The organism is Hoeflea sp. TYP-13, assembly GCF_040932035.1.
Taxonomy (GTDB): domain Bacteria; phylum Pseudomonadota; class Alphaproteobacteria; order Rhizobiales; family Rhizobiaceae; genus Hoeflea_A.
Genome location: NZ_JBFRBB010000003.1, coordinates 332,674 through 349,712 on the forward strand (window position 1 = coordinate 332,674; position 17,039 = coordinate 349,712).

General features: G+C 56.8%; 15 protein-coding genes and 1 pseudogene. 13 read left to right on the forward strand and 3 right to left on the reverse strand.

Annotated features, from left to right (window positions below; translation table 11 throughout):
• The first annotated feature begins 2 nt into the window (after positions 1–2).
• The 8 genes and pseudogenes from ABVT35_RS18665 to ABVT35_RS18700 all read left to right on the forward strand — a co-directional run.
• On the forward strand, positions 3–860 hold the full coding sequence (locus ABVT35_RS18665) for an N-formylglutamate amidohydrolase (protein WP_368468352.1): 858 nt from the start codon (positions 3–5) through the stop codon (positions 858–860).
• Positions 860–2,224: a glutamine synthetase family protein gene (locus ABVT35_RS18670; protein ID WP_368468353.1), complete on the forward strand. Its 1,365-nt coding sequence runs from the start codon at positions 860–862 to the stop codon at positions 2,222–2,224. The genes ABVT35_RS18665 and ABVT35_RS18670 overlap by 1 nt, the downstream gene beginning before the upstream one ends.
• Positions 2,225–2,233: 9 nt before the next feature.
• Positions 2,234–3,613 carry an aldehyde dehydrogenase family protein gene (locus tag ABVT35_RS18675; protein WP_368468354.1) on the forward strand — a complete coding sequence of 460 codons (1,380 nt, stop codon included), beginning with the start codon at positions 2,234–2,236 and terminating at the stop codon, positions 3,611–3,613.
• A 4-nt stretch (positions 3,614–3,617) separates the two neighbouring features.
• Entirely contained in the window at positions 3,618–4,760 is a 1,143-nt protein-coding gene (locus tag ABVT35_RS18680; protein ID WP_368468355.1) for an iron-containing alcohol dehydrogenase, read from the forward strand.
• Positions 4,761–4,784: 24 nt separating this feature from the next.
• On the forward strand, positions 4,785–6,224 hold the full coding sequence (locus ABVT35_RS18685) for an amidase (protein ID WP_368468356.1): 1,440 nt from the start codon (positions 4,785–4,787) through the stop codon (positions 6,222–6,224).
• A gap of 19 nt (positions 6,225–6,243) precedes the next feature.
• Entirely contained in the window at positions 6,244–7,191 is a 948-nt protein-coding gene (locus tag ABVT35_RS18690; protein WP_368468357.1) for a phosphotransferase, read from the forward strand.
• Positions 7,192–7,199: 8 nt separating this feature from the next.
• Positions 7,200–8,123: a phosphotransferase gene (locus tag ABVT35_RS18695; RefSeq protein WP_368468358.1), complete on the forward strand. Its 924-nt coding sequence runs from the start codon at positions 7,200–7,202 to the stop codon at positions 8,121–8,123.
• 453 nt (positions 8,124–8,576) lie between these two features.
• Positions 8,577–9,121: pseudogene (locus tag ABVT35_RS18700) on the forward strand (IS6 family transposase); the annotation flags it as partial.
• A 73-nt stretch (positions 9,122–9,194) separates the two neighbouring features.
• On the opposite strand, the gene ABVT35_RS18705 reads toward ABVT35_RS18700, so the two are convergent.
• Positions 9,195–10,238: a methyltetrahydrofolate cobalamin methyltransferase gene (locus ABVT35_RS18705; RefSeq protein WP_368468359.1), complete on the reverse strand. Its 1,044-nt coding sequence runs from the start codon at positions 10,236–10,238 to the stop codon at positions 9,195–9,197.
• Between the two features lie 10 nt (positions 10,239–10,248).
• On the reverse strand, positions 10,249–11,157 hold the full coding sequence (locus tag ABVT35_RS18710) for a methylenetetrahydrofolate reductase (RefSeq protein WP_368468360.1): 909 nt from the start codon (positions 11,155–11,157) through the stop codon (positions 10,249–10,251).
• A gap of 259 nt (positions 11,158–11,416) precedes the next feature.
• Here ABVT35_RS18710 and ABVT35_RS18715 point away from each other — a divergent pair, with 259 nt between their 5' ends.
• From ABVT35_RS18715 to ABVT35_RS18735, 5 genes are read left to right on the forward strand one after another with little or no spacing between them, the layout of a single operon-like run.
• A complete protein-coding gene (locus ABVT35_RS18715) occupies positions 11,417–12,637 on the forward strand; it encodes a uroporphyrinogen decarboxylase family protein (protein ID WP_368468361.1) in 1,221 nt (406 codons plus the stop codon).
• Complete coding sequence (locus ABVT35_RS18720; protein ID WP_368468362.1) at positions 12,634–13,413, forward strand: HpcH/HpaI aldolase/citrate lyase family protein; 780 nt, start codon at positions 12,634–12,636, stop codon at positions 13,411–13,413. The genes ABVT35_RS18715 and ABVT35_RS18720 overlap by 4 nt, the downstream gene beginning before the upstream one ends.
• Positions 13,410–14,663: an LVIVD repeat-containing protein gene (locus tag ABVT35_RS18725; RefSeq protein WP_368468363.1), complete on the forward strand. Its 1,254-nt coding sequence runs from the start codon at positions 13,410–13,412 to the stop codon at positions 14,661–14,663. The genes ABVT35_RS18720 and ABVT35_RS18725 overlap by 4 nt, the downstream gene beginning before the upstream one ends.
• The gene (locus ABVT35_RS18730; RefSeq protein ID WP_368468365.1) at positions 14,663–15,649 is read left to right on the forward strand and encodes a hydroxyacid dehydrogenase; all 987 of its coding nucleotides are present in this window, start codon (positions 14,663–14,665) and stop codon (positions 15,647–15,649) included. The genes ABVT35_RS18725 and ABVT35_RS18730 overlap by 1 nt, the downstream gene beginning before the upstream one ends.
• Positions 15,639–16,373 carry a cytochrome b561 domain-containing protein gene (locus ABVT35_RS18735; RefSeq protein WP_368468366.1) on the forward strand — a complete coding sequence of 245 codons (735 nt, stop codon included), beginning with the start codon at positions 15,639–15,641 and terminating at the stop codon, positions 16,371–16,373. The genes ABVT35_RS18730 and ABVT35_RS18735 overlap by 11 nt, the downstream gene beginning before the upstream one ends.
• Before the next feature lie 6 nt (positions 16,374–16,379).
• Here ABVT35_RS18735 and ABVT35_RS18740 read toward each other — a convergent pair whose 3' ends face one another.
• Positions 16,380–17,036 carry a hypothetical protein gene (locus tag ABVT35_RS18740; protein WP_368468367.1) on the reverse strand — a complete coding sequence of 219 codons (657 nt, stop codon included), beginning with the start codon at positions 17,034–17,036 and terminating at the stop codon, positions 16,380–16,382.
• Positions 17,037–17,039 lie beyond the last annotated feature (3 nt).

Here is a 17,039-nt window from a genome sequence, read left to right on the forward strand (position 1 = left end):
CAATGCAGGAGCGGAGTAATGGAGAGGCCGGCCGGATTCATCAGTCGTTGTCTCATCATTCACCGGAGCCACTGTTAACCCCAGGCGACGGCCCGCCTGTCGAGGTAATCAATCGCGATGGCAAGAGCCAAGTGGTTTTGGTGTGCGAACACGCGTCCAATCGCGTGCCGGAAAACCTGAATAATCTCGGTCTTACCGAAGAGCAGTTGAACAGTCACGTGGGGTGGGACCCGGGTGCGCTGGACCTTGCAAAAGCGCTGAGTGTCTCTTTGGATTCACCGCTGATTGCCGCGCGGCTTTCAAGGCTCGTTTATGATTGTAACCGGCCGCCGGAAGCAACCAGCGCAATGCCGGATTTCACAGAGGTTTGCAGGGTTCCTGGAAACGTGTCGCTTTCCGAAGTGGATCGGCAAGCCCGTGCACGCGAAATCTATGAGCCGTTCCACGTCGAACTCGCCCATGTCATCGCCCGTAAGCGGCTTCAGGGGCTCGCACCAGTCTTGGTCACAATCCACAGTTTCACGCCGGTCTTTCGCGGCGAGCACCGGTTTGTGGAAGTTGGATACCTACACGGTCAGGACAACCGGTTAGCCAAGGCGATGTTGCTTCATGCCTCGAGCGACCAGGTTTTCGATATTCGGCTGAATCAACCCTATGGCCCCGAAGATGGCGTCCTGCACACGATAGATCGCCACACAGCCAAAAACGGTGCTGCAAACGTGATGGTGGAGATACGCAACGATCTCCTTGCCAATAATGATGACCGAAGGGCGGTCCATGAACTGCTGTTGGAGTCGCTTGGAAAGGCGCTCGATCACCTCAACAAACCATCCAAACCAATAAAAACCGGAACCGCGTAATGGCCGCTCGACCTACATTTGAAGATTTGAAGAAACAGGTGGCCGATGGCCGGATCGACACCGTGCTTTGCTGCCTGGTCGACATGCAGGGCCGGTTGATGGGCAAACGCTTCGTAGCGCGGCACTTTGTCGACAGCGCATGGGAAGAAACCCATTGTTGCAACTATCTGCTTGCCACGGATCTGGAGATGGCCACACCGGATGGGTATGCGTCGACCAGTTGGGAATCGGGTTATGGCGATTATGTCATGAAGCCCGATCTCGATACGCTGCGGCTTGTGCCCTGGCTCGATGGGACCGCCATGGTGCTGTGCGATGTGCTCGATCATCACACACACGCTCCCGTTCCGCATTCGCCACGGACGATACTGAAACGCCAGATCGAGCGGCTGGAAACCATGGGCTTGACGGCCATGATGGCGACCGAGCTGGAATTCTTTCTGTTCGCAAAGAGTTACGATGAAATTCGGAAATCCGGTTTCCGTGATCTCGAACCGATCAGTGGCTACAACGAAGATTATCACATTCTCCAGACCACCAGGGAAGAGCATGTGATGCGGCCGATCCGCAACCATTTGCTGGCCGCCGGCATTCCCATTGAAAACTCCAAAGGGGAGGCGGAAGCGGGGCAAGAAGAACTCAATATCAAATATGCCTCGACGCTCGATTGCGCGGATCATCATGCGATCTCTAAGCATGCGATCAAGGAAATCGCGTGGCAACAGGGGCATGCTGCCACCTTTCTGCCGAAATGGAGCCATGACAGGGTAGGGTCATCAAGCCACATACATCAGTCACTGTGGAAAGAAGGTACATCGGCATTTCATGACCCAAACGGTGAGTATGGAATGTCCGATCTCATGCGCCACTACACCGCTGGCCTGATCAAATATGCGCCCGACACAACCTTTTTCCTCGCGCCGTATGTCAACAGCTACAAACGGTTCCAGAAGGGAACATTTGCTCCAACCGGGATTGTCTGGTCTGTCGACAACCGAACGGCGGGATACAGACTTTGTGGGGAAGGCACCAAAGCTATACGCATCGAGTGCCGCATCGGGGGGTCCGATATAAACCCATATCTGGCGATCGCATCGCAATTGGCAGCAGGCCTCGCCGGAATCGAGGAAAAACTCGAACTGGACGCGCCTCTTTCCGGCGACGCTTATGCGGCCGCGGAGGCTGCCCAAATCCCCTCAACGTTGCGCGATTCCATGGTCGCGCTGAAGAAATCAGAAATGCTCCGTGCCGCCTTCAGCGACGATGTGGTCGACCACTACCACCGCTGCGCTGAGTGGGAACAGGAAGAGTTTGATCGCGTGGTGACAGACTACGAAATCGCTCGCGGATTTGAGAAGGCGTGAACGACAACAATGACTGAAAACTTACAGTGCATCTCTCCCGTAGATGGATCCGTTTATGCCGAACGGCCATGTCTGACCCGAAACGATGCGTTCAAAATTGTTGATCTGGCAAAGCAGTCGCAATCTGAGTGGGCGGCCAGACCGCTGGAGGAGCGTATAAACCTGGTATTGGCCGGCGTTTCGGCTGTGGGTGAGATGAACGATGAAATCGTTCCTGAACTTGCCTGGCAGATGGGCCGTCCGGTTCGCTATGGCGGCGAGTACAAAGGCTTCAAAGAGCGGGCAACTTTTATGGCATCGATCGCGGAGGATGCGCTTGCCAATATCGAAGTTTCCGACGACGAGGTCTTTCGCCGGTTTATCAAGCGTGTTCCACATGGTGTCATTCTCGTTATTGCGCCGTGGAACTACCCCTATATGACCGCCATTAACACGGTTGCGCCGGCGCTTATCGCCGGGAATTCCGTGATCCTTAAACATTCGGCGCAAACGCTACTCGTCGGTGAGCGCATGGCAATGGCGTTCCACGATGCGGGCGTGCCTAAGGACGTGTTCCAGAACGTTTTCCTGGATCATCCGACCACAGAAGAACTGATTGCGAAGGGGAGCTTTGATTTCATCAATTTCACCGGATCGGTGGGCGGCGGCAAAGCAATCGAAAAGGCTGCTGCCGGCACCTTTACCGGGGTTGGATTGGAGCTTGGCGGCAAGGATCCCGGCTACGTCATGGACGATGCCGATCTCGATACGGCGGTTGAGGCGCTGATCGACGGGGCTATGTTCAATTCGGGTCAATGCTGCTGCGGCATCGAACGAATTTATGTGGCTGAGCCGCTTTTCGAGGAATTCGTCGAAAAGGCCGTCAACATCGTCAAAGGCTACAAACTCGGCAGTCCGCTCGATCCCGACACTACGCTCGGTCCCATGGCCCATAAAAGGTTTGCTGATGAGGTGCGATCGCAGATTTCCGAGGCGATCGAAGCCGGTGCGACGGCCCATATTCCTTTGTTTCCAGAGGATGATGGCGGGGCTTACCTGACACCTCAGATCCTGACCGGCGTCACCCATGACATGCGCGTCATGCGCGATGAGAGCTTTGGGCCGGTTGTCGGCATCATGAAGGTGAAAAACGACTCTGAAGCAATTTCGCTGATGAATGACAGCGAATTCGGTCTGACCGCGTCTTTGTGGACCGGGAATGTTGAACGGGCGCAGATGGTTGGCGATCACATCGAGACCGGCACGGTCTTCATGAACCGGTGCGATTATCTCGATCCGGCACTGTGCTGGACCGGATGCAAGAACACAGGTCGCGGTGGTGGATTGTCCGCCATCGGGTACCACAATCTTACGCACCCCAAATCCTGCCATTTCAAAAGAGGTCAATAACGCGATGCTTCAGGGCAACTGGTCTTATCCAACTTCAATCCGATTTGGTGCGGGACGGATTTGTGAAATAGCCGATGCCTGTAAGTCGGCCAACATAAAAAAACCGCTGTTCGTCACCGACAAAGGCCTTGCGGAAATGGATATAACCCAGAGGACAAGATCCTTGTTGAAGGACAGCGGACTGGGCAATGATCTCTTTTCTGATGTCGATCCGAATCCTTCCGACAAGAATGTAGAGGCGGGTCTCAAGTTATACCGCGATGGCGGTTATGACGGGGTAATTGCGTTTGGCGGCGGGTCTGCGCTCGACCTCGCAAAGGTCCTTGCGTTCATGGCCGGTCAAACAAGGCCGCTTTGGGATTTTGAGGATGTCGGGGATTGGTGGACGCGGGCGGACCCTGCTGGGATCCACCCCATCATCGCCGTCCCGACAACCGCTGGAACCGGCTCGGAGGTCGGGCGAGCGAGTGTCGTAACAAACTCGCTAACGAATGAGAAAAAGATCATATTCCATCCCAATATGCTGCCCGTTCAGGTGATCTGCGATCCTGAACTGACGGTCGGTATGCCGAAATTCATTACTGCCGGCACGGGACTGGATGCCTTTGCTCACTGCGTCGAGGCATATTCTTCGCCGCATTATCATCCCATGTCGCAGGGCATTGCGCTTGAGGGGATGCGGCTGATCAAGGAATATCTACCGCGCGCCTACGAGTGCGGATCCGACATTGAAGCGAGATCCCAAGTGATGAGTGCGGCCGCAATGGGTTCGACGGCCTTCCAGAAGGGTCTCGGAGCGATCCATGCCTTGTCTCATCCGATCGGCGCCATTTACCACACGCACCACGGCACAACGAACGCGGTCTGCATGCCTGCAGTTCTGCAATTCAACAGGCCGGCCATATCGGAGCGTTTCGATATGGCCGCGGCCTATCTTGGCATCAAGGGCGGATTCGACGGATTTTGTGCATTCGTCGACGATCTCAATGCCTCCATGTCGATCCCCAAAACGCTCACCGAACTGGGTGTGAAAAATCCGGATATGGATCGCCTTGTCAATGATGCGTTGGCCGATCCGAGCACGGGCGGCAATCCGATCGAAATGACCGAAGCGACAACAAGCAAACTCATCGAAGCGTGTCTGTAACGCTGGTGGTGAAAGTGACGAAACATGATCGATAGCGTGGCACAGTTGCAGAACACAAAAGAACGACAAAGGGTTGATATCGAGTCGCTTTCTCATATGGAGCTGCGAGATGTTCAGTCAGCTCTGAGACAAAGGACACTGAGCCCGGTTGAGCTGCTGCAAACCACCATCGAACAGATTGGCGCTGTAAACGGCCAAATCAATGCACTTTATGACCTGCGTACTGAACAGGCACTTGATGAGGCGAAGGCGTCCGAGCGCCGTTATGCAAAGGGCGAACAGCTCAGCCCATTTGACGGCATCTCTGTTACAATAAAAGACAGTGTGAACGCCATCGGTATGAAATGGCATCACGGTTCAGCCATTCATGGCGCTGGTATTGTTGCGAGCAAGGATTCACCACCAGCGGCGCGGTTGAAAAAATCCGGTGCTATCATCCTTGGCAAAAGTGCGATGCCTGACTTTGGGTTAAGCGGATCAGGGGTCAGCGGATCCCATGGTGTCGTGCGCAATCCGTGGGGGCTCTCATGGAATACCGGTGGTTCGAGTGCCGGTGCCGGCGCGTCGCTGGCCGCAGGAATCGGGATGATGTCAGTTGGTTCGGACATTGCAGGGTCTGTCAGGCTGCCGGCTGCGCATTGTGGCCTTGCCGCGTTGAAACCGACGCAAGGTGTCATCCCGCATTCACCGGCGTCAACAGTGCGTTCAGCAGGGCCGATTACACGAAAGGCGGCCGATCTGCGCGCCTGGACGGAATTGTTGCTGGGACCGGATGAGGCGGATCGTTACTCGCTCCCGCTCTCCGGCAAGGTGTTGAGCGGTCAGATAAAAGTCGGCGCCTCAGCGGATTTCGGCTTCGGTCCTGATGTCGAGCCGGCCGTGCTAAACTGTTTCCAACAGGTCCGTGCAGTGTTGGATGACATGGTCGGTTCAGTCGTTGATGTTTCGAAACGGGCAGGATTTGACGCTTACCTTCCGATCGATGAATCGCTCAAGATGAAGGGATGGCTCGAATATAGTTCGGCTGATCCCAGCCTGCGTGATCTGACGCCGGTTCCCCTTTTTGAATGGTTCAGGGAGGCGGAAACCTGGACGGCGAGCAAAATCGCCGAGGTCAATTCCGGGATCGAGAAGGGGGTCGCATTCAGTGTCGATCTGTTGTCCGATGTGGATTTTCTGCTGACACCGGTCATGCCTGTGGTGAATTTTCCCGCGGAAGAAAGGGGTATCGATCCGTACATGCCGCTCCGCCACACTACATTCACATCGCTTTTTAACCAGTCCGGAAATCCGGCAGTTTCGATTTGCGGCGGTTTTGACGATCGGGGGCTTCCCATCGGAATGCAGATCGTCGGCAAACGGCTTGATGACTTTCGTCTGCTGGATCTTGCCACGAGGCTTGAGGCCGCGCTCGCTATCTTCGGTCACGGCAAGAAGAACTGGCCGACTAACCCGGTAGCTTGAAGCAGGCGGAGTAAAACCAATGTCAGAACAACTGGCCTCGAGAGAGCGGGCTGCACGCAAAATGGCTGAGGACATATTGGGCACAGCCCCCGAGCTGTTCAGCAACCCATTGACGGTTCTGGCATCTCCGGCCTGGAGAGGTATCGAGGGCGATATCTGGCGCGCCAGAAGCGTAGGCACGTCCGTGATCATCAAGAACTATCATCCGGACACGGAATTTTACGTCGATCCGGAGACGGCAATTCATGCAACAGAACAGGCGGGTAAACTCGGAGTCGGACCTGAAGTTCTGAAAAGCCGTGCTGAGGATGGATTGGCCGCTCTCGTCGACTTGGTGGATCCGTGGCGCGCCGGCGGATTGCAGGATGCGGTTGATGCGGGAATTCGCAGCAAGGTTATCGAAAACAAGAAAGCCTTCCAGGCCGGTGCGCAACTCTGCAACGATGCCAGCATATTTGATGAGATCGAAGGCCTCTTTGCCATCGTTCAGCGGGAAAATATCTATACGCACAAAGATGCGCACGTTTTCCTCGATTTCTTGCGAGACGCAAATGCAAAGCTGAACAGTCTTGGTCGGGACCGATGCCCGTGCCATCGTGACGGAAATACAGCCAATTTGATGGTCGGCCAGGACCATTCGATCCAACTGCTTGATTTTGATCTGGCAGCAAACTGTGATCCCTTCGAAGACATTGGCTGTTATCTCGTCGAATTTTTTGAAAACGATGTCGATGCCCGCGCTGGCTTCGAAGAATGGTATGGCAACTTCAACGAAGGCCTTTTTCAAAGGTCGATGATTTATGGGCTTGCCGATGACATGCGGTGGGGGCTGATTGGAGCGATCATGGCTGCAAAGTCGCCGCGCAGCCACCTTGAATTTTCAAAATATTCGGCCTGGCGCTTCATTCGCCTGGAAATGCGCGCCAAGTCTTCGGATGCAAACGACCGTATCCGAACGGCCGCCTAGGAGCGAAAATGAGTGCGGCAATAACAAAACAGCTTGAGGCGGTTATCGGTGCGGTGCCGGGCTGGACACCAGAGACGGTGGACATTCGCGCACTTGATGGCGGCGTTACCAATTCGAACTGGTTGGCAACGCATGAAGGTAAACTGCATTTCTTGAAGATTTACGGCAGTGGAACGGAGAGTTTCATCAACCGGGAAGTATCCATCGATGCGGCACGCCAGGCACAATCCATGGGTATCGCTCCGGAGGTCCTTTACTACGACAAGAACACAGGTCTGGAGGTCGTTGAGTTTTTGACGGGTTACCGTGCCTCGACGAATGCCGATTTCGCCCGAAGGGACTTCCTGGAGCACGTTATCGACCTCTACGCCGCGTTTCATTCCGGCAATCCGCTTTCTGAAACGAAAGACGTGTTTGAAATGACAGAAGAGCACATTGAGCAGGGGCGTGAGATCGGTGCTCTATTTCCGGCAGATTTTAATTGGCTGCTGAAGCAGTATTCAAAGGCAAAACAGGCTTTTTTTGCATCCGGACTTGATCTTGTTCCCTGCCACAATGATCCGATGCCAGGCAACTTCATGGTTCAGATGGACGATGACGCTATCACCGACATGAAGCTCATTGACTATGAATACGCATCCAACAATGAGCGGGCCTATGAACTCGGCGTGTTTCTTGGCGAAGTTTTTGCAGACGAGAAAACGTCTTTGGAAATGATCGAACGCTACTACGGGGAAGTTCGCGCTGAAACGGTGGCGCGCGTGACAGTCGCGCGTGCCATTGCCGACATGAAATGGGGCTCCTGGGCTGTGCAGCAGCGTCAGTTGTCAGATTGGGATTTTGACTACCAGAAATATGGCATCTGGAAATATGGAAGAGCGCGAATGTTGTTCAATGATCCGCGATGGGATGATTGGCTACGGGCGATTTAAACGGAGAGCCGGATTTTTGTTTGTGAGGCTCGAGCGTACAGAAGAAAAGGTGCGCCACTGCGCAACGGCCCTGTCCTGTGAGGCATCAGGTTTGGGTTTGGAGTCGGGCAACCTTTATCAAATTGGGGCTGTAAGTGAGTGTCGGCCTCGGTGGTTGCGTGCCTCCGATTTGAACCTTTCAACTGGCACGGATACAATCGATCGCAAGATATTCTATGTACCGCCAAATTGCGCCAAGTCTCTGGCTTTGACATAGATTTGACATTCGCCACTTAAGTCATTGTTTTCGTTCAATCGGTGACGGAATCATAATCAGCGCATCAGGGGTTCAAGTCCCTTTCCCGCTACCAAGTTTCTATAAATTTTGCAGCAGTTTAACGTGATAATGGTGCCAGATAGCGCTAGCTTCGGGATGCCGAATGGCGCCCGGTGCAATGTCGGTGCGGGTCATCAATCACGTCAGATCACGCGACTCTCAACCGTTGGGTCACGAAATATGCCAGGCAGGTGGCCGACGAAGCCCATCGCCGCAAACGCCCAACGGAGCGGTCTTGGCGGATGGACGAGACCTATATTCGCGTGAAGGGTAAATGGGTCAATCTCTTCCGAGCGGTCGATAAGTTCGGAAAGACGTTGGACTTCATGCTGTCCAGGCGGCGAGACAAGGCTGCGGCCACGAAGTTCTTCGCTCGTGCCCTCGAAGCGAACGGCATGCCGCGCAAAATCGTGATCGACAAGAGCGGTGCCAACACGGCCGGGATCAACGGGATCAATCGGATGTTGCGGCGTTTCGGCTGCACGGTGCCAATCGAGATGGCGCGGATCAAGTACCTCAACAACATCGTTGAGCAAGATCACCGTTTCATCAAGCGGCGGACCCGTCCCATGCTTGGCTTCAAATCGTTTGAGGCAGCCGCCTCAGCGCTGGCGGCATTGAGGTTGTCAGCATGATCCTCAAAGGTCAGCTCAGAGGTGCTGTCTGTCCATTCAGGCAGTTCGCGAACTTCGCCACCTGGCACGGAAAATGTGAGAGCAGCCGCTCGCTGCCGGTGGTTTTTGCGACAGAGCCCTTTATCTGGCCTCGCGCCGATTGCGTCCCCTGGTCCGGCCTTTGGCGGCGGGTGGTTTGTTGAACCGTATCCAACCGGTCCCGTGTGTGTCGTTGTCGGTGAGTAGATTTGCGGCCCGGATCGCTTCCATCTCCTTGCCCGCCCTGGGCTCAGTCGAGCCCATGCCGAATAACTTCACGAAGGTCTCGTCGTCCACGGCCGCGGGAAGAACGATCCCGGCAGCTTCGATCTCCGCCTTCTTCTCGGAGATCTTTGTCCGTGTCACAGGCAGGGCAACCGGGTTCATGATCGCGCTGGTCATGCCCGCGCCTATCGCCATGGGCAGAAAAGCGTTGTTGATCCCGTGCCGGTTGGGTAAACCGAACGAAATGTTGGATGCGCCACAGGTCGTGTTCACTCCCAATTCCTCCCGCAGGCGGCGCACGAGCGCAAAGACCTGCAAACCCGCGGTTGCCATTGCGCCGATCGGCAATACCAGCGGGTCAACAACGATGTCGTGGGCTGGGATGCCGAAATCGGCGGCGCGCTCAACGATCTTCCTGGCAACGGCGAATCGTACATCCGGATCCTCTGAAATACCGGTATCGTCGTTCGAAATCGCCACCACCGGCACATTGTGTTTCTTGACCAGAGGCAGGATCTGCTCCAAACGTTCCTCCTCGCCCGTAACGGAGTTCAGAAGCGGCCGGCCTTCACAAACCTCGAGCCCGGCCTCAAGCGCCCCGGGAACAGAGCTGTCGATGCAAAGCGGCACATCCACAAGCTCCTGTACAAGCTCTATGATCTTTCGCATCAGCGGCGGCTCGGTCACGTTGGGGTTGGGGTCGGAATCGTAGACCACACCGGCATTGATATCGAGCGCGGTCGCGCCGGCGGCAACCTGCGCCAGCGCGTCCTTCTCGACGGTTGAGAAATCGCCCGCCTCAAGTTCGGCCGCCAGCCTCTTACGCCCGGTGGGGTTTATCCTTTCGCCGATCACGCAGAACGGCTGGTCAAATCCGATGATTGCGGTCTTTGTCTTGCTTTCTAATATTGTACGCGTCATGTCTGGCCTTTCAGGACTGGTTCGCCGGGCGAGTGCTCTCGCCGCCGTTTTTAATCGCCCAAGTGGCGTTGGCCTTAATGCCGCCCAGCGGGAAGAAATGCACATTGGTGATATTGGAACCGGGACAGATCATCTTGTGCTCAGCAATGTCCCGGATCACTTCGGTTGGTTCATAGGGCCTTAGCAATTTGGAGACATCCGTTGCGCGCTTCTGAAGTACTTTCAGCGAAGGGCCAACGCCACAGGCGACGGCGAACTTGATCAGCGTTTGCAGTCTGGCCGGCCCGGCGATGCCAACATGGATCGGTAGATTAATTCCGGCCTTTTTCAGATTGTCTGCCCAGGCGATGACCGGCCCTGCCTCGAAACAGAACTGCGTGACCAAGGCCATCTCGGCATCCGAAGACTCGCTGAATTTCTGTTTCCAGCGCAGGGCATCGTTGATATTCTTCATGCTGCCGTCCGGGTCGATATCCCGGTTGCCCTCGGGATGCCCCGCCACATGCAGCCGCCTGAAGCCTGCCCTGTCAAAAAGCCCGGTTTCCATCAGTTGCATCGAGCTGTGGAAGGCTCCTTTTGGCTTGGATAAGCCACCGGCCAAAAGCAGTGCCTGCTCGACCCCGGCCTCACCCTGATACATGGCGATCCAGTTCTTCAGTGTCGCTGCGTCCTTTATGAATCGCGCTGGGAAATGCGGCATCACCGGATAGCCCTCTGTCGCTATCCGCCTGGTGGTTGCGACCATGTCCTTGATCGGCGTGCCCTCAATATGCGCGATATAGACCCGTGTACCCTTGGGCAGAAGTGAACGAAATTCCTCAATATTCTGCGCCGTCCGTGGCATCACCTCAATCGAATAGCCTTCCAAAGAGGCTTCTACAGACGGGTTCACCCCGCACGGCAGCGCCTCTTCGCGCATGCGTATATTCATAAATGACATCGTCATGTCCTCCCTGGGTTGACAGGCAGCGCCGTGAAAGCGCAACCGCATACTGAATGAAATAGTTGAGAATGAATGCGCATGCAATAGTCGCGTGAATGCGACAAAATGTTGCAGTCAGTTTGCCCCTATTGAATTGACAGATTTTGCAAGATTGCAGTAATGACTGCGCATGCAATTGGCAACTTTGTGCTATCCGAAGGATGGTTCTTGTGACAGGAGGAGGCTGGTCTCGGACATGGCGATGACCCCTAGAGAGAACTTCAAGGCAGCGATGGAGCGAAGCGGGCCGGAGTGGGTGCCGCTCGATCTGGGCAAGCACATCGGCTCGGTCCACAAGAAACACTACGCCGAGTTGGTGAAAAAACTTCCGCATCTGAACCTGGCCAGCAGCGGTGTGATCCTCGACCGGATGGCCCAGACCGTGGTGCCGGACGAGGCATTGCTGGAGTATTTCAGTGTCGATTTCCGTTGGCTGGTGCCGAACTGGGTGCAGGTGAAAGAACGTCACGATTGCGACGGCTACTTCGACATGTGGAGTGTGCCCTACAGGGGCGCGGATGGCGATCACTATGCCGTCGACAGCCTTGCCAAGGCGCCGCTGGCGGACTGCGAAACACCGGAAGATGTCGAAACGGCTGGCTGCTGGCCCGATCCAGAAGACCCGGCGCAGTTTGCAGGTCTGCGGGAGCGGGCGAAAAATCTGTATGAAAACACCGGCTACGTGCTTGGCGCCGATGCGATCAAGGCAGGCCCCCTGATGTCCGCCTTGCAGATGCGCGGCTATCAGCAGTTCTTCATGGATTTAATGATCAACCCCGAACTCGCGGACGCGATCATGGGAAAGATCACCGACCTCCTGTGCCGGATGTGGACCCGGTTCATGGAAGAGGTCGGGCCCTATATTCAGCTCGCCTACGTCACGGATGATCTCGGAACCCAGACCTCGCTCCTGGTTTCGCCCAAGGTTTACCGTCAGCGTATCAAGCCCTTTCACACCCGCTTGCATAATCATATCAAAGAGGCGGGTGGCTGTTATCTGATGATGCACACCGATGGCGCTGTATTGCCGCTGATCGAGGACCTGATCGAATCCGGCGTGGATATCCTCAACCCTGTGCAGACATCGACTTCCGGCATGGACGACACCGCCGCCCTTAAGGCTCTGTTCGGAGACCGGCTGGCGTTCCACGGCGCGATCGACGTGCAGCAGATGATGCCGAACGCCTCGCATGAGGAACTTAGATGGGAAATCGCACGGCGGATGGCTGATCTGGGCTCCGATGGCGGCTACATCATCGCACCGTGCCACAACATTGGCCACGACATTCCGCAGGAAAACACGCTGGCCGCCTTTGAAATGGTGAACGCAATGCGCCGCTACCCGATACGCGTCGATGACGCGCTGGTCTCGAACGCCTCGTATTTCGAGCGGCTGAAAAAGGAGGGCGGGGAATGACGCCGAATGCAAGCTTCAAGACAAGGCTGATCGCGCGCGAGCAGCAGGTAGGGTGTTTCATCAAGACGCCGCATCCAACAGTGATCGAAGTCCTTGGCGCGACGGCACTCGACTTTCTCGTGCTTGACGGAGAGCATTCTCCCTTCGGCCGGGCTTCGATTGACGCCTGCCTTCTGGCAGCTCGCGCGGTCGGCTGCCCGGTTCTCGTGCGGGTGCCTGATGACAATGCGGCCTTCATATTGAACGTGCTGGACTGCGGCGCCGCCGGGATCGTGGCGCCGCATGTGACCAGCGTCGAAAAAGCCGAGGCGCTGGCGCGCGCTGTGCGTTACACGCCGGGAGGGCGCGGCATCGCCGGCACCACGCGCGCGGGAGGTTACGGTGCACGTCCGCTCGCGATGCACCGTGCAGATGCCGGTTCGGAAGTATCTCTGATCTGCCAGATCGAAGATCGGGAGGGCGTGGATTGCCATGCCGCCATCGCGGCCGTGGATGGTGTTGATGCAATTTTTGTCGGGCGCGCCGATTTGAGCGTGTCCTACGGACAAGAGGATTTCGGTTCGACGGAAATCGATGCGATCAGCGGTCGCGTTCTTGGAGCGGGAGGTGCTTCAACCGGCCTCTACTGCGCGCCGGATGAGGACACCGCCCGCTGGGCCGCAGCGGGTGCCAGCTTCTTCGTGATGGGCTCCGATCACACGATGTTTCAGCAGGGCGCAAGGGCGCTCGCTGCCAGATTCAAGGCCAACACACCGACGTCAGGAGAGAAACCATGACCGGCATTCTTACCCCCGACCTTGCCCGCAATATCCGCATTCTTGGCCACTCTGACCAAGGCGGCCGCGCCGACGGCATTCAGATCATGGTCTCGGGCGGTTTTGCCTATGTGGGTCATGTGTTCAACAACGGATTTTCGGTCATCGACGTGCGTGATCCGAAGAGACCGCAATTCGTCAAACACATTCCGCAGCCCGAGGGCACGTGGTCGCAGCACCTGCAAACGCATGGCGATATCCTGATCGTCAACAATATGTGCGACATGCTGAAGGTTGAAACCTCAGGCGCGTTCGATCCGGGCGAATATTACAAAGGCTCGGTGGCCGATAAGGTAGATATCGGTGGCGGTGATAAACCCTATTCAGCCGGCATGCGCATCTACGATATTTCCGATCGGGCCAACCCGCGCGAAATTGCCTTTTTCGAGGTGCCCGGGCTGGGTGTGCACCGGACTTTCTGGGACGGCGGCGACTGGGTCTATTTCTCCGCGCTTCCCCCCGGATATTCCGACGACATTTTCATGATCGCCGATTTTCGCAATCCCGAAAAGCCCGAGATCGTCAGTGAGCTATGGCTTGACGGCATGAATACTGCGGCGGGCGAGAAACCCCATTGGGATCCGAAATACCGCTATGCACTGCACCATGCCATCGTAAAAGGCGATCTGGCGGCTGCTGCCTGGCGTGATGGAGGCATGTCGCTGATCGATGTCTCGGATCGACACAGCCCTAAGTTCTTGTCCCATGACAACCCGTGCCCGCCTTTTGCCGGCCACACGCACAATACGCTGCCGTTGCCGGGGCGGGGGCTGATGTTTGTGGTCGAGGAATCCCAGGCAGACAATTGCGAGGATGGGATCAAGCGCAACTGGGTCTATGACATCTCAGAGCCGACCAATCCGGTCACCATTGCCACCACACTGCCGCCCGAGGAAGAAGATTACAAATCCAAGGGCGGGCAGTTCGGTCCTCACAATGTACACGAGAACCGTTCCGAAGGCTTTCAGAGCGAAGAAATCATGTTTGTCAGCTACCAGAATGCGGGATTGCGGGTCTACGACATCTCGAACCCGTTCCGGCCGGAAGAGGTAGCAGCCTGTGTGCCGCCCGCGCCGAAAAAACTGATGGATTATCGCCCCAACCGTCCGGTCGTCGTCGATACAACCGACGTTTATGTAGACAAGCAGGGACTGATCTACACTACAGACATGAATGCCGGTCTTTACATCATGGAAATGGAGGGGCTGTGATGGCGAAGGTTCTGGTATCCGGGAAAATTCATCCCGCGGGCATGGCTGTATTGGAAGCCGAACCGGATCTTGAGATCGAGATGATCACCGATCCCGGGGCGGCCTTACCGATAGACAAATTGGCCCCGGCAGACGCATTGCTGATCCGCTATGGCGTGCTGACAGCGGAGCAGGCGGCACAGATGCCGAAGCTCCGTGTGGTGTCCCGCCACGGCGTTGGCTATGACAACCTTCCGGTGACCGAGCTGGGTGCACGGGGGATTCCCGTGACCATTGTAGGGCCCGTTAACGCGGTGTCGGTGGCCGAGCAGGTGTTCGCCATGATGATGGCCTTGCTCAAGCGGATCGGCCCCTATGATGCCGCTGTGCGCAATGGCAATTGGCCAATCCGAGACAGTCTTTCCGTTGGGGAGTTGTCCGGGCGCCGTTTGTTGCTTTTGGGGTTTGGCCGAATTGGACGCGAAGTTGCCCGGCGCGCCAGCGCTTTCGATATGGAGGTTTTGGTGCATGATCCGTTCGTCGACGGTGGCACGGTCAAGTCGGCAGGCTGCACTCCGGTCGATGATTGGCGGGGCGCCTTGAGTGAGACCGACGTGCTGAGCCTGCATTTGCCTGCCACGGAGGAAACCCTTGGAATTATCGGCAAGTCCGAACTGGCCAAGATGAAACCCACAACGATACTGATCAACGCCGCCCGCGGCGGTCTGGTGGATGAAGACGCACTCTGCACCGCTCTCACCGGTCCGATGAGCCAAGGCGGTGCCGGTATTGATTGCTTTGCGGATGAGCCGCCTGCGTCCGATCTGCCATTGCTGGGCTTGCCGAATGTCGTGCTCAGCCCCCATTCGGCGGCTCTCAGTGCCGAGGCGGCACAGCGTATGGGGGTTGTCGCGGCCCGAAATGTGATCGACGGCCTGAAGGGCACATTGGACCATGCGCTGATCGTCAATCGCAAGGCGCTGGAAAGCGTTGGCCATGGCTTATGAAATTCCGACCGAGGGTACGGTTCCCATACTGGGCATCGCGGTTCCGATCCACTGGGAAAACCACGCCGTTCTGATGTTTGGAATCTGGTTTTTGCTGGTACCGCTGGCGGTTCTGATCCTTCGATTTGGCAAGATCCGGCCGACGACATACGGCATCCCGCGCGGCACGTCGAAATGGGCCTGGCCTGAACTGCCCTGGACGCTGCACAAGATTTCGCTCTACGCAGCGATTGTTATGACGGTGGGCGCGGCCGGGTTCGCAACGATGCTCAGCGGAGGGTTTTCCGGCACGTTGCACGCCTGGTTCGGTACCGCAACCATCATGATGGCGGTTCTTCAGGGGGGGTCGGCCTGGCTCCGCGGCAGCCACGGCGGACGGAAGGACCCGGCCGCCGATCCGGAAGACCGGGCAACCTGGGGTGGCGATCATTTCGACATGCTGCCTCAGCGCTGGTGGTTTGAGGCATATCACAAGACCGCGGGATATTTTACGCTGTTTTGTGCGGGTTGCGCGGTGGCAACGGGCCTCGCGCAGCTCTGGATGCCCTGGGTTGCTGTCACCTTTGCGGTGTTTGTGGGCAGCGGCCTGGTTCTGGCGGTGGTCCTGCAGGGCTGTGGTCACAATCACGACACCTACATGTCGGTTTACGGCTGCCATCCGGAACACCCGTTCAACCGCCGCCGTTTTCAGCAGATGCTGGACGCGCGTCGGGAAAGGCCCTGAGCGGGTTCATAGCCGGATCGTCAGCCCGAGAAGCGAGTTCAGCGGTTGGAAGCAACCGGTTTCAGTTACCGTGACACCTTGGTTGAAGTCGTCAAAACAGCCAATCAGCGCCTGTACGCGGGCCGGGTCCCAGACCTTCCGTCCGCCACACAGATCCGAGGCCTGAACCTGCACCCGCCGCAGCCGTGCACCCGGTGACTGTGCCCGTTGCAGGCGATGCGAGCGTCGGCCTAGCTCGAATAGAACCTCTCCGGCCAGATCTGTCTGGACATGATGTGCTGCATAGTCACGGCCGAGTGCCTCGAAGGCTTCGGACTGTGAAAACCCCAGTGTCAGTAGATATGTGCTAACCTGGCCGCCTCGGGCCACGTCGCGTGCCAGATCCTCGTCATCGAGCTTGACCCGGCCGCCAATGATGACACCACTCCCGGCAACCGTTGCCGATACCGGCTTCAGCACGAGTTCCGGCCGTGCCAGTTCGCGGAGGCAGGCATCGGCCTCGACCAGCCACGCGACCAGCCCTTCGACACGGCCGCCGCCCCGCCTCAACACCCGTTGATAGGCTCTCTGGCGGCGAAGCCGTGCCAGCGCCCGGCCAAGTAGTTCAACCACCGGAACCTTGATCCGGACGACAGAATCCGGGTGTCGAATATTCAGTTCCAACTG